Source organism: Galbibacter sp., from assembly GCF_048266365.1.
Taxonomy (GTDB): Bacteria; Bacteroidota; Bacteroidia; order Flavobacteriales; family Flavobacteriaceae; genus Galbibacter.
On sequence record NZ_JBLWZP010000011.1, the window covers coordinates 41,294 to 54,488 of the forward strand.

General features: G+C 39.2%; 12 protein-coding genes. 9 read left to right on the forward strand and 3 right to left on the reverse strand.

Annotated elements, in window-relative coordinates:
* The first annotated feature begins 188 nt into the window (after nt 1–188).
* Nucleotides 189–668 carry an ankyrin repeat domain-containing protein gene (locus ACN0TV_RS14185; protein WP_417363572.1) on the forward strand — a complete coding sequence of 160 codons (480 nt, stop codon included), beginning with the start codon at nt 189–191 and terminating at the stop codon, nt 666–668.
* A 37-nt stretch (nt 669–705) separates the two neighbouring features.
* Here ACN0TV_RS14185 and ACN0TV_RS14190 read toward each other — a convergent pair whose 3' ends face one another.
* Entirely contained in the window at nt 706–1,389 is a 684-nt protein-coding gene (locus ACN0TV_RS14190) for a Crp/Fnr family transcriptional regulator (protein ID WP_417363573.1), read from the reverse strand.
* Between the two features lie 93 nt (nt 1,390–1,482).
* Between ACN0TV_RS14190 and ACN0TV_RS14195 the strand changes: the two genes are divergently transcribed.
* The 8 genes from ACN0TV_RS14195 to ACN0TV_RS14230 all read left to right on the forward strand — a co-directional run bounded on the left by ACN0TV_RS14195 (nt 1,483) and on the right by ACN0TV_RS14230 (nt 9,971).
* Nucleotides 1,483–3,852 (forward strand): heavy metal translocating P-type ATPase, encoded by a 2,370-nt coding sequence (locus tag ACN0TV_RS14195; protein WP_417363645.1) that lies wholly within the window; start codon nt 1,483–1,485, stop codon nt 3,850–3,852.
* A 62-nt stretch (nt 3,853–3,914) separates the two neighbouring features.
* Entirely contained in the window at nt 3,915–4,100 is a 186-nt protein-coding gene (gene ccoS, locus ACN0TV_RS14200) for a cbb3-type cytochrome oxidase assembly protein CcoS (protein ID WP_417363574.1), read from the forward strand.
* Nucleotides 4,101–4,112: 12 nt separating this feature from the next.
* A complete protein-coding gene (gene ccoN, locus ACN0TV_RS14205) occupies nt 4,113–6,299 on the forward strand; it encodes a cytochrome-c oxidase, cbb3-type subunit I (RefSeq protein WP_417363575.1) in 2,187 nt (728 codons plus the stop codon).
* Between the two features lie 20 nt (nt 6,300–6,319).
* Entirely contained in the window at nt 6,320–6,508 is a 189-nt protein-coding gene (locus ACN0TV_RS14210; RefSeq protein WP_417363576.1) for a CcoQ/FixQ family Cbb3-type cytochrome c oxidase assembly chaperone, read from the forward strand.
* The gene (locus ACN0TV_RS14215) at nt 6,505–7,377 is read left to right on the forward strand and encodes a cbb3-type cytochrome c oxidase N-terminal domain-containing protein (RefSeq protein WP_417363577.1); all 873 of its coding nucleotides are present in this window, start codon (nt 6,505–6,507) and stop codon (nt 7,375–7,377) included. Before ACN0TV_RS14210 ends, ACN0TV_RS14215 begins: the two co-directional genes overlap by 4 nt.
* Before the next feature lie 7 nt (nt 7,378–7,384).
* A complete protein-coding gene (gene ccoG / locus ACN0TV_RS14220) occupies nt 7,385–8,806 on the forward strand; it encodes a cytochrome c oxidase accessory protein CcoG (protein WP_417363578.1) in 1,422 nt (473 codons plus the stop codon).
* 11 nt (nt 8,807–8,817) lie between these two features.
* The gene (locus ACN0TV_RS14225) at nt 8,818–9,267 is read left to right on the forward strand and encodes a FixH family protein (RefSeq protein ID WP_417363579.1); all 450 of its coding nucleotides are present in this window, start codon (nt 8,818–8,820) and stop codon (nt 9,265–9,267) included.
* The gene (locus ACN0TV_RS14230; RefSeq protein ID WP_417363580.1) at nt 9,264–9,971 is read left to right on the forward strand and encodes a sulfite exporter TauE/SafE family protein; all 708 of its coding nucleotides are present in this window, start codon (nt 9,264–9,266) and stop codon (nt 9,969–9,971) included. Before ACN0TV_RS14225 ends, ACN0TV_RS14230 begins: the two co-directional genes overlap by 4 nt.
* Nucleotides 9,972–10,011: 40 nt before the next feature.
* Here the strand turns inward: ACN0TV_RS14230 and hemN are convergent, their stop codons facing one another.
* A complete protein-coding gene (gene hemN, locus ACN0TV_RS14235) occupies nt 10,012–11,370 on the reverse strand; it encodes an oxygen-independent coproporphyrinogen III oxidase (protein WP_417363581.1) in 1,359 nt (452 codons plus the stop codon).
* Between the two features lie 133 nt (nt 11,371–11,503).
* On the reverse strand, nt 11,504–13,195 hold the full coding sequence (locus ACN0TV_RS14240; protein WP_417363583.1) for a SusD/RagB family nutrient-binding outer membrane lipoprotein: 1,692 nt from the start codon (nt 13,193–13,195) through the stop codon (nt 11,504–11,506).

Here is a 13,195-nt window from a genome sequence, read left to right on the forward strand (position 1 = left end):
ACTATTTATTTTCATTTTATTTTTAGCATTGACCGTATACACAATAGATTAGAGGTTCGAACAAGGTCAAATCCTAGCATATTATGTTAAGTTTAAACCAACTGCGATAACAAACTGCCAAAGATTTACCTAAAAGTTGTATTTTTGAGAGGAAAGAAAAAATTAGATAAACACTATTGTCCACATCTATGAAAACAGAAGAATTTTTTGAAGCCATTCGAGCTGGAAACTCCGCTAGAGTTTCTGATTTCTTGCAGGATATACCAACACTGACCAACCTTAAAGACTCCAAAGGGTCGACCCCTTTACTCCTAGCTAGCTATTATGGCCATAAGGATGTAACTGAGGTTATCCTAGGTTTTAATCCCGATGTCAACATCAAGGATGCTTCTGGAAACACTGCCTTAATGGGAGTATGTTTTAAGGGCTATACCGATATCGCAAGATTATTAATTGAAAATGGTGCCGAGGTTAATCTCTCCAACGGAAATAAAGGCACTGCTCTTATCTATGCGGCTACTTTCGGAAAGGCAGATATTGTAGAGTTACTACTATCCAACAATGCGGATCCAAACCTTAAGGATGCCAATGGTCTTACCGCTCTAGATCATGCAAGAATGCAAAAAATCAAAGATGTTGTTGAGATCTTAGAAAAGCACAACTCATAAAACAACTTCCAAGAACTTGTTAATTTCGAAGGACATATTACTCTTCAGCAATTTGTCGGAGTCTATTTGCGTCTAATATTTTGACTACTTTACCTTTTAGTGCAATAAGATTTTCCTTTGAAAAATTGGCAAACATTCTAATCATAGATTCTGTCGCAGTACCTACAATATTGGCGTACTCTTCTCTAGAGAGTTTAAGACGTATATTTTGTTCAACATCCAGCCCAAATTCATTTTCCAATTCCAATAAAATGGTTGCGAATCTAGAACGTACGGTTTTATGAGCCATTCTTACAATTTGATTGTTGGCCAGTTTAAGATCAAAGCAAATATCATTAATGATTTCACTAGAGAAATTCGCATTCTGTTTAAAAACAGAAAGAACATCACTTTTTGGGATAAAACAGACCTGCATATCTTCTACAGCAATAGCACTAAGACTAACGGCATCATCACTGACAATACTACGCTGACCAAGAAGATCCCCTTTTTTTATAAACTTTACAATTTGGGTTTTACCGTTTGAAGATAGCTTGACTAATTTACAAACACCTGACTTGACACAGTATACCCCTTTGAGGTGCTCACCTTCATTGAAAATATACGATCCTTTCTTAATTATTTGTCCAGTTTTACATTCAGATATATAAATTAACTCTGACTTATCAAGGCTCTTTAAAGCGCTAAATTTCCGAACGATACACTGACTGCAACTACTCATATCCAACTCCTTTATGGGATCCCTATTTTATGACAAATATCATAAATTTTCCTTACAATTATGTTGAAATTTGCAGTTCTTTTTAGGGGAAATATGGGCAAATTTTGTTTTCATTGTGGTATTGAATTCGAGAATGATTCTTTTGTTATTGAGGGTAAGGATTTTTGTTGTAACGGCTGTAAAACCGTCTTTGAAATCTTAGGTGAACACGACCTCCACTCCTATTACGATATTGAGAAAAATCCTGGAATTTCTCCTTCGCAATTTGTAGGTAAATTCGATTATCTGGACAACAAAGCCATTGTGGAGGAGTTGTTGGAATTTGATGATGAAGGCATTCAAATCGTAAACCTTTTTATCCCAAACATTCACTGTAGTTCGTGCATATGGGTACTCGAACAATTAAACAAACTCAACCCTCATATAAAAGACGCTCAAGTTAACTTCCCAAAGAAGACACTACGTGTTATTTTCCACTCAAACTCCCTAACACTAAAAGAGCTGGTTGTCCTCTTGGCCTCTATCGGTTATCCTCCTAAAATTAACCTTGAGAACAAAAACACTGAAAAGCAGATTACTAACCGAAGCTTACTATACAAAATCGGAGTAGCCGGGTTTTCCTTTGGAAATGTCATGCTACTCTCCTTCCCTGAATATTTTGAAGTGAATGAGTTTTGGCTAGATCAATACAAACCCGTGTTTCGTTGGTTGATGTTTGCCTTTTCCCTTCCTGTGGTTTTTTACGCGGCATCAGATTATTTTGTCTCCGCCTATAAGAGCTTAAGAAAAGGTATCCTTAATATTGACCTCCCTATCGCATTGGGCGTTTTTGTGTTGTTCACCAGGAGTACCTATGAAATTGTAGCAAATACCGGCCAAGGTTTCTTTGACAGCCTTACCGGATTGCTCTTCTTCCTGCTTGTCGGGAGGTATTTCCAACAGAAAACCTATGCCTTTTTATCCTTTGAACGCAGTTATAAAAGTTATTTCCCTATAGGTGTTACGGTAATTAAGGGCGGTATTGAAGAAAACATCCAAGTTAAAGACGTAAAACAAGGGGATCGCATTCTTATTAGAAACGAAGAAATCATTCCGGTGGACAGCATCTTAATCAAGGGTAATGCTGAAATTGACTATAGTTTTGTCACGGGTGAATCCAATCCTATTCACAAAACATCAGGAGATAAAATATATGCAGGCGGTAAACAAAAAGATCAGCCTATAGAGATTGAAGCACTTCGGAGCGTTTCTCAGAGTTATTTGACCCAGCTTTGGAGCAAAGACTCCATGAAACACCAAGAAAAGTCTCAAAATTTTGCACTGACCAATAAAATCAGTAAGTATTTTACTATGGTAATACTTTTGGTGGCCCTCTCCACTTTAGGCTTCTGGTTATGGTGGGACCCTGGTTATGCCGCTTATGTATTCTCCGCGGTACTAATCATTGCTTGTCCTTGTGCTCTAGCCCTTGCCGAACCTTTCACTCTTGGCAACTTACTTCGTATCTATGGCAAACGAGGGTTTTATTTAAAGGACGGACAGGTCATCAATCGCATGGCTGAGATCAACAGCATCATTTTTGATAAAACAGGGACCATTACCGCCAATGATCAAAGTAAGATTCACTACCACGGAATGGAACTCAATACTCATGAAAAGGCCTTGCTGAAAAGCACCCTTCGCGGTTCCAATCACCCCCTTAGTAGACAGCTATACCACATGCTGCGCTCTCAAAACATCCTCACTATGGATGATTTTAAAGAAACTGCAGGTAAGGGAATCGAAGCCACATTTGCAAACGATACCGTTAAGATTGGATCGGCATCATTTTTAAATCAGCAAAGTTCTTCAGGAGTTGAAAACACTAGTGTTCACATCAGTACAAATAACAACTACAAAGGTAAGTTTGTAGTGTTTAATAAATATAGAGAAGGTGTTTTTGAGTTGTTTAAAAACCTCAGCAAACACTATGAAATAGCCATACTCTCTGGAGATAATGCTCAAGAAGCGAATAACTTGAGCAAGCGTACACCTTCCGAAACCAAAATGTTTTTCAACCAAAAACCGGAGGACAAACACCATTATATCAAACAACACCAACAAGGGGGTTCTAAAATTCTCATGATTGGAGATGGACTTAATGATGCAGGAGCACTAAAGGAAAGTCACGTCGGTATTGCAGTTTCAGAAAACGTGAATGTGTTTTCTCCTGCTTGTGATTCCATTTTAGATGCCTCTAGGCTTAAAGACATTGATCAATACCTTCGCTTGAGCAAAAAAGGGGTGCAAATTATTCATTTGAGCTTCGTGATTTCCTTTTTGTACAACGTCATAGGACTTTCATTCGCAGTCACTGGAAATTTATCCCCCGTGGTGGCCGCTATTTTAATGCCGTTAAGCTCCATTAGCATTGTAGCATTTACCACCCTGAGCACCTATTTTGTCAGTAGAAATCTAACATGACATTTATCATAATTTAAATATTTATGTCATCATAATTTTGCAACGTTGATAAAGCTTTTAAAATGAGTGTCATTTACATCCTAATTTCTCTGAGTATCCTGATTGCAATAGTTTTTTTCGCGGCATTTATTTTGGCGGTCAAGAATGGGCAATTTGACGATAGTCATACCCCCGCTATCAGAATTTTATTTGATGGTGAATCCAAGAAAAAAGAAACAAATAAACACAATAACTCACTGAATAAATAACAGTCTTGAACTATGGAAATAGAACAGTTTTACTACGACAATAAAATTGTCAAAAAATTCCTTTACGCTACCATGTTTTGGGGTCTTGTCGGAATGGGTGTCGGATTGCTCCTAGCCTTTCTATTCGTTTTTCCACAACTCACTGATGGGATCTCCTGGTTGAGTTTCGGAAGACTTCGTCCATTGCATACCAATGTAGTGGTTTTTGCATTTGTTGGAAATGCCATTTTTGCGGGAGTTTATCATTCTTTACAACGTTTATTAAAAGCCCGTATGGCAAATGACTTTTTAAGTAACTTCAACTTCTGGGGATGGCAACTTGTAATTTTGTCTGCTGCCATTACATTACCTCTTGGGTATACCTCTACCAAAGAATATGCAGAGCTCGAATGGCCTATTGACATTCTTTTAGCCTTAGTATGGCTTGCTTTTGGCGCAAACATGATTGCCACTATTCTAAAACGAAGAGTAAGACACCTCTATGTAGCAATTTGGTTCTACCTAGGAACTTTTGTAACTGTTACTGTATTACATATTTTTAATAATTTAGAACTTCCGGTAAGTTTCATGAAGAGTTACTCTGTATACGCTGGAGTTCAAGATGCACTGGTGCAATGGTGGTATGGGCATAATGCGGTAGCATTCTTCCTAACCACGCCTTTCTTAGGTTTGATGTATTATTATGTCCCTAAGGCAGCCAATAGACCAGTATACTCTTATCGCCTATCTATTGTTCACTTCTGGTCACTGATCTTTATATATATCTGGGCTGGACCACACCATTTACTCTATACCGCTTTACCTGAATGGGCTCAAAACCTCGGGGTAGCATTTTCAGTGATGCTTCTTGCACCATCGTGGGGAGGGATGATCAACGGATTATTAACACTTCGTGGTGCATGGGATAAAGTTAGAGTTGACCCTGTTTTGAAATTCTTTGTGGTAGCTATCACAGGCTATGGAATGGCGACTTTTGAAGGCCCCTTATTATCCTTAAAAACCGTTAATGCCATCGGTCACTATACCGACTGGATAATCGCTCACGTTCACGTAGGTGCCTTAGCATGGAATGGCTTTTTAACCTTTGGTATGATCTATTACCTAGTTCCAAAATTATTTAAAACGAAGCTATTCTCTATCAAGCTTGCTAACACTCATTTCTGGTTAGGAACCCTTGGTATTATCCTATATGCACTTCCTCTTTATGTGGCCGGGTTTACTCAGGCTTCCATGTGGAACCAATTCAACCCTGACGGAACACTAGTTTACGGAAACTTCCTTGAGACTGTAACTCAGATCATACCTATGTATGCCATGAGAGCCGCAGGTGGATCTCTTTACATCCTAGGAGCTATTATTGGAATCTATAACGCAATTATGACCATCCGTAAAGGGGTTAAATTGGAAGATGAACTTGTTGAAGCCCCACCATTAGTACGGGTATCAAAAAGAAAGCTTTCCGGAGAGACCTTCCACGGTTGGTTAGAAAGAAAACCTGTTCAATTGACCATACTAGCTACTATCGCTATTTTAATTGGAGGAATTGTTCAAATTGTACCAACACTTATGGTAAAATCAAACATCCCAACCATTGCAAGTGTCAAACCTTATACCCCATTAGAATTGGAAGGACGAGATCTTTACATCCGTGAAGGTTGTGTATCCTGTCACTCTCAAATGATACGTCCATTTAGAAGTGAGGTTGAGCGTTATGGGGAATATTCAAAAGCTGGAGAATATGTCTATGATCACCCGTTTCTATGGGGAAGTAAAAGAACCGGACCTGATCTACACCGTATCGGTGGAAAATACAGTGATTCTTGGCACTTCAACCATATGTATGATCCGCAGAGTACCTCTCCTGGAAGTATCATGCCGGCTTACCAATGGATGATTACAGACCAGTTGGATCGTTCTCTCACAGAGACCAAAATGAAAGCCATGGTCACATTGGGAGTGCCTTATACCGAAGAAGAGATTGCTAATGCACAACAGCATATGGATGCTCAGGCTTCGAAAATTGAACAGAATCTATACCAAGATCCTAGCTTTAAAGAATCCTATGAAGAAGATAAAAGAGCTGCTTCGGTAAGAGGAGAGGATTTTGTTGAAATGAAAAATCGAGAAATCGTGGCGCTTATCGCGTACTTACAACGTCTAGGTACGGATATTAAAATCGATTTCGAACAAGGTAATTAAAGCAGTAAAAACGTAGTATTATGATGAAGTTTGTCAAAAATTATATGGATTCCATAGATGGAGTCGCCATATTTCCGATCATATCTCTGTTAGTATTCTTTATATTTTTTGTCCTCCTTTTTTGGTGGGTTGCCACTTCAAAAACAGAGTATTTAGAAAAAATGAGTCATTTACCTTTAGAGTCCAACGATAAAAACGACATAGAATGAGAACATTCACATCATATCTCAGAGTATTATTTATACTAACAATCGTTTTTGTCATGGCAGAATTCTTTATTGATTCTGGTGATGTTCCAGCATTTATCAAATATCCACAGGTTTCACTTTTCTTAGCTTTATTTGCTGTTTTACTCATCGGTTTGGAAGTCATGATTGGGGCGATGAATTCCCTCACCAATGCTTTGTCAGCCGAGAGAGCAATGGAGCAGAAAAAAGAAAATGATTTTGCTTGGTTTAAAAATATCATGGCCAAGCTATGGGATACAGCTCCAATGGAGAAAGAGGCCGAAATCATTATGGACCACAATTACGATGGTATTCAGGAGTTAGACAACACCCTTCCACCGTGGTGGAAATACGGTTTTTATGCCTCCATCCTTTTTGCTATTATTTATATGGTTCGTTTTGAAATACTAGGCGCAGACAACCAAATCGTAGAACTCGAAAAAGAGGTTGCTGCGGCTACAATAGCGATTGAAGAATACAAGAAAACTGCAAAGGATCTTATCGATGCAAATTCTGTTGTTCAATTAACCGAAGTCGCAGATTTAGAGGCAGGAGAAAATATATACAATACTACCTGTGTCGCATGTCACCGTATAGACGGCGGCGGCGGCATAGGCCCCAACTTAGCGGATGATCATTGGATTCTAGGCGGTGGCATTAAAAACATATTTAATACCATCTCTGAAGGAGGACGAAGCGGAAAAGGGATGGTCGCCTGGAAACAATCGTTAAAACCCTCGGAGATTCAGCAGGTAGCCAGCTATGTGATGAGCCTATCCGGAACCAATCCAGCGGATGGTAAAGCTCCAGAAGGAGATATCTGGTCAGACGATAACACAGCTTTAGAATAATACCATTATGAGCACAGAGAAAGAAAGTTTTAGGGACACCATCGGAACCATCAATGAAGAAGGGAAAAGAGCTTGGGTATTCCCGAAAAAACCTTCTGGAAAATTCTATACCTACAGGAAGTACGTCAGTTATGCACTTCTTATATTTTTAATCAGCGCTCCGTTTATAAAAATCAACGGGAATCAATTCTTACTTTTTAATATCGTAGAGCGTCGATTTAATGTGTTTGGTTTTCCATTCTGGCCTCAAGATTTCTACCTCTTTGTATTATCTATGATTATTGGGGTCGTCTTTGTCGGATTTTTCACCGCAGCCTTTGGAAGGATTTTTTGCGGTTGGATTTGTCCACAAACCATCTTTATGGAAATGGTCTTTCGAAGAGTGGAATATTGGATTGAAGGTGACCGCGGCGCTCAAATTAGATTAGCCAGACAAAAATGGGATGCTGAAAAAATCAGAAAGCGAGTCTTGAAATGGATCGTATTCTTTATTATTTCATTTTTGATTGCCAATGTCTTTTTGGCATATTTAATCTCAAGTGATAAGCTGCTTTTGTATATACAAAGCAATCCATTGGATCAATTATCCACCTTTGTATCACTATTGATCTTTACCGCAGTATTCTATTTTATTTTCGCCTGGTTCCGTGAACAGGTATGTATTATCGCTTGTCCTTATGGGCGACTACAGGGGGTTTTACTTGACAACAAGTCCATCGTTGTGGCATATGACCACAAAAGAGGAGAAAGCACCAAAGGAAGAAAGAAATACAAAAAAGATGAGGATCGCTCTACTCAAGGCTATGGAGATTGTATTGATTGTAGACAATGCGTAAATGTATGTCCTACGGGAATCGATATTAGAAACGGTACGCAACTAGAATGTGTGAACTGTACGGCATGTATTGATGCCTGCGATGATATCATGGATAAAGTGAACTATCCCAAAGGACTAATTCGCTATGCCAGTGAGGAGAATATTGAGAAAAAACTACCATTTAAATTCACACCAAGGCTTAAAGGGTACTCTGCTGTTCTTATCATTTTAACCGGTTTACTTATCGGCATGTTGTTCTTAAGAAATGATGTTGAGGCTTCAGTGCTTAGACTTCCAGGTCAATTGTACCAAGAAAAAGGAGAGTTTATGATCAGTAATGTCTACACCTACAAAGTCATTAATAAAACTGTGAATGCCATCGACAGTGTTCGCTTCGAACTCATTGAACCGAAAGGAAAGATATCCACCGTAGGAAATAGCAGTTTTAGAATCGATAAAGAAGGTCTTGCAGAGGGAACCCTTTTTATTAATATCGACAAGGCGCTTCTGGACAAGGATAAAAACAAAGTGAAATTAGGAGTCTATAGTGGTGACACCTTAATAGAAACAACCACCACGACATTTTTAGGCCCTAGAAGTTTTAGTAATTAAATCAAAAAGATATGAAATTTAATTGGGGAACAGGAATCGTTATAGCCTTTGTTTTATTTATAAGCTTTATTGGTTTCTTGGTGATTAAGATGAACACCAACCAAATCTATCAACACGATTTGGTAACCGAAGATTATTATAAAAAAGAATTAGAGTTTCAACAGAAAATCGACAATGCCGCTGCAGCAGTTGCGATGGATTATAGCATTGTAGTGAAACAGCAAGCAGAAGGTCTATTGATCAGTTTCCCTGAGTCCCTGAAAGACAGTCAAGTCAAAGGCTCTGTTTACATGTACAACCCTGCGAATAAAAAACTGGATTTTACGACTCCGATTCGACTGAATCAGTCTCAAATGCTTATTCCTTCGAAGTTTTTAGTGCAAGGACGCTGGGATGTAGAGATCAACTGGAATTCTAAAAACCTACCGTATTATTATAAAACTAAATTGATGTTGCAGTGATTTTTACAGGCTTTATATTGGGATTATTAGGCAGTTTACACTGTGTAGGGATGTGCGGTCCAATTGCATTTTTACTTCCTTTGGATCATCATAAACCAGCCAAAAAGGTGGGGCAGATTTTCTTGTATCACTCTGGAAGATTACTTACTTACGGGTTACTCGGTTTTATGTTTGGCTGGATTGGAAAAGGCCTTTTTGTAGGCGCCATCCAGCAACGTCTTTCTGTGGCCATCGGAGTTTTTATGATCCTCGCGGTGCTGGTTCCTATGAAGCTTCTGCGCAAATCTAAATTCTCACATTTGAGTTTCAATTGGATGTCTAAAGCCAAAACAGCTCTTGGAAAACAACTGAAGAAAAATAGATCCTCTGCACTTTTCTCTATTGGGCTCTTAAATGGCTTACTCCCCTGCGGAATGGTATATATGGGACTCTTTGGAGCTTTGGCTTTTGCGAATCCGTTGGAAAGCGCCTTGTATATGATCCTTTTCGGAATGGGTACAGTTCCACTGATGACAACAGCAGTTTATTTGGGTAATTTCCTATCTGTTTCTGTGAGACAAAAAATAACCAAAGCCATTCCAATAGCTGTAATTATTATAGGTGTACTCTTTATACTGCGAGGAATGGGGCTAGGAATACCCTATCTTTCGCCCTCCAATTTACAACTCTTTATCAAAGCTGACCCTAACTGCATTGTGCCTTAATCTGATGCTATTGGAATTGCCGTGCGGGTTTGTGGGGTTATTATACCGTCAAGGAGAACAATTGCCCCTTTGGTTGATTTCTACGCAGGTATACATCAAAGGCCATACAGATATTGCGAACAAATGCCTTCCCTAAATCGGTAACTTTTATACCGTGATCGGTAAAGATTAGTAATCCATCATCTTTTAGTTCTTGTAATGAAGCTATTACCGCATCCAACTCATCAAATTGCATAGCCTCATCCTCCCAGCTGGTTTGAAACTGACACATTAAATTTAGAATATGCTTGCGGATTTTCAGATCATGCTCCGATAAGACATGGCCTTTAAACACCGGGATTATTCCTTGATTGACCAATTCTTTATAGGTATTGATGTCTTTTTCATTTTGTGCAAAGGAAGTCCAACTATCGCTAATACTTGAAACTCCAAGGCCAATCATAAGACTGGTTTTTTGTAGGGTATAGCCCATAAAGTTTCGGTGTAAACTTCCTTCCTTCATAGCGCGGTACATCTGATCTGTTTTAAGTGCAAAGTGATCCATACCGATTTCTATATACCCGGCATCGGACAATAGTTTTTTTCCTAATTCGTAGAGTTCACGTTTCTCATCGCCATTTGGAATATCTTTCTCATCAAAACCTCTTTGTCCGTTTCCTTTTATCCAAGGTACATGAGCGTAGCTATAAAAAGCAATTCTATCCGGGAGTAATATAGCGGTCTTAATAATGTTATCTAAGATGTGCCCTTTAGTCTGAAAAGGAAGACCGAAAATAAGATCATGACTCACCGAGGTGTATCCTATTTCTCTTGACGCTTTGGTAACTCTTTCAACATTTTCAAAAGGTTGTATTCTATGAATAGCCTTTTGAACACGTGGATTATAATCTTGGACTCCGTAACTCACTCTTCTAAATCCAAGAGCATACAGCACCTCCAGATGGGCTCTATTAGTGTTGTTTGGATGGCCTTCAAAACTGAACTCTACATCCTCACTGCGCTCGGCAATACTAAATATCCCATCGATGAGCTCTTTTAGGTTTTCCGGAGAGAAAAATGTAGGTGTTCCACCACCCAGGTGTATCTCCTTAACAATGGGTGTGTCTGCGAAAAGGTTAACATACAACTGCCATTCTTTAAGCAGAGATTCTATATAGGGTGTTTCCACCTCATGCCTTTTGGTAATTCGTTTATGACATCCGCAAAAGGTGCAGAGGCTTTCACAAAATGGCAGGTGAATATACAGGCTTAACTCTTTTTGATTTTCAGTAAAAGAATTAACTACCGATTTTTTCCATTTATCGCTACTGAAAGTTGATGAATTCCAATATGGAACTGTCGGATAGCTTGTGTAGCGTGGCCCCGGAACATTATATTTTTGAATTAAACTACGACTCATAATGCTAACATTTAATACTGTAAACGTATTGATTTACACCGTATAAAAAGATGATAAATATCAGCAAATCGCACAAAAAAGGACTACCGATTTGAGTAGTCCCTTCAAGCAATTTAAAAATTCAAACAATCTATTATTTAGCCCACCACAATTTGGTTCCTTGGTTGTCTGCACCTTGTTGACTGACCGCCTGGGCATAATTTGGATTTGCCTGTGCACCGGATCCATAACGGAGACGCTGTGGATATTTACCATTTAAAGTTCCTAATCCGAAAATCACAGGATTGGAAACTCCAGCAGCTAAGCTTGATGGGTATCCAGTATCACGCACAACAGCCCAGGCCTCAAAGCCATCGGTATAGCTTGCAAGCCATCGTTGTAAGGCAATTTTTTCTAATTTTTCTTCCATAGTACCGGTGGTAATATCTGCAATAGCACTACTGGTAATATAGTTACTGGCGTCGCCTTCAGATATATCCCATAATTTCATAGCCTCTATTATACCCTTTTCCAACAACTCTTGTGCATCTCCAGCTCCTATTCCGCGTATGGCAGCTTCTGCACGCAAAAAGTAAGATTCTGCACTACTCAAGATAATTTCGGGATAACCCGTTGCCTTCTCACCTCGAGGTTGAATGATGGCATCTCCAGGAGCACTAAACATCTCGTAACGAACATAAGGCATAATATCCCCATTAAAGCGCACAGGTTGGCCAATATATTGACCAGCTGGAACATCAATAGTAGTTACATCTCCTGAGACACTTAAGGTATAATCTGCCTCGGCAGAAATTAGTGAGGATTCAATAAAATCTACGCGTTCTTGAAAGTTAGGATCTGTATATTCTCCACCTTCTTTCTGGTTGGTAAACACAAAGCTACCCCCAGCTGCAGGACTAGCATATATGGCAAGTCGTGGATCGTTGTTATCGTCCAACAAATTTATAAGTGGTTGAGAAACGGTCCATTTTGACCCTAGCCCCGCGAAATCATGCCAAACATCCCCATAAGAAGAAGAGGTCCATTCGCTGATTACAAAATCTTTTGCCATGGTAACGCTTCCGGTAGTTTCATCCAAAAGAGGTTGCGCTAAGGCTTCAGTAATAGTGCCCTCGGCGAAATCAGCTCCAGCTGCTCCTAAGGCTCTCATCCCTAAACGGAGTTTTAAGCTATTGGCCATCTTTTTCCAAAGTTGTAGATCACCAGCGCAATACACATCATTTTGCCCCACATCATCGACTCCAAGTCCAGTTCTTTCTTCATTTCCAATTATGGTCATAGCCTGGTCCAAATCTGCAATAATGCCTTTATAGATATCGATTTGAGCATCGTATTTTGGAGTTAGAATACCGTCGACACCAGCCTCAGAGAAGGGAACCATCCCGAATGTATCCGAATACATTTGAAAATACAAACTCTTCATGATAAGCGACATGGCATACATGTATTGATTTTCAAATTCTCCACCCTCTTTGGTAAAGTCAGAGAAGGATTTGATATTTCCAAAATAACCCGCTAGCCAGCCATAAGCCGCATCCGTATACCCCGGATTGTAACTATAAGATAATTCATCCGCCCACCAGCATTGGTTAAAACCAAAGGTAAAATGACCTGCAAATCGATCTGCATTAATCAGATGTGCCCTCCAATACTCAAATCGCCCGGGCGCATACATACCGACTTGGGAACTGGTTAAAAAGTATTTGGCACTGACATCATCAGAATCAAACCCTTGATTATCCCTATTAATTTCTTCAAAGTCTTTCGTACAACCCACTGCGATAATGAGGCATAGAAGACTTGTTATATATACTATTTTTTTCAT

Excerpts from the sequence above, each read along its gene's own strand:
- ACN0TV_RS14195 (WP_417363645.1), top strand. The coding sequence starts at position 1,483 with ATGGGCAAATTTTGTTTTCATTGTGGTATTGAATTCGAGAATGATTCT.
- ccoN (WP_417363575.1), top strand. The coding sequence starts at position 4,113 with ATGGAAATAGAACAGTTTTACTACGACAATAAAATTGTCAAAAAATTC.
- ACN0TV_RS14185 (WP_417363572.1), top strand. The coding sequence starts at position 189 with ATGAAAACAGAAGAATTTTTTGAAGCCATTCGAGCTGGAAACTCCGCT.
- ACN0TV_RS14190 (WP_417363573.1), bottom strand. The coding sequence starts at position 1,389 with ATGAGTAGTTGCAGTCAGTGTATCGTTCGGAAATTTAGCGCTTTAAAG.
- ACN0TV_RS14240 (WP_417363583.1), bottom strand. The coding sequence starts at position 13,195 with ATGAAAAAAATAGTATATATAACAAGTCTTCTATGCCTCATTATCGCA.
- ccoS (WP_417363574.1), top strand. The coding sequence starts at position 3,915 with ATGAGTGTCATTTACATCCTAATTTCTCTGAGTATCCTGATTGCAATA.
- ccoG (WP_417363578.1), top strand. The coding sequence starts at position 7,385 with ATGAGCACAGAGAAAGAAAGTTTTAGGGACACCATCGGAACCATCAAT.
- hemN (WP_417363581.1), bottom strand. The coding sequence starts at position 11,370 with ATGAGTCGTAGTTTAATTCAAAAATATAATGTTCCGGGGCCACGCTAC.
- ACN0TV_RS14210 (WP_417363576.1), top strand. The coding sequence starts at position 6,320 with ATGATGAAGTTTGTCAAAAATTATATGGATTCCATAGATGGAGTCGCC.
- ACN0TV_RS14225 (WP_417363579.1), top strand. The coding sequence starts at position 8,818 with ATGAAATTTAATTGGGGAACAGGAATCGTTATAGCCTTTGTTTTATTT.
- ACN0TV_RS14215 (WP_417363577.1), top strand. The coding sequence starts at position 6,505 with ATGAGAACATTCACATCATATCTCAGAGTATTATTTATACTAACAATC.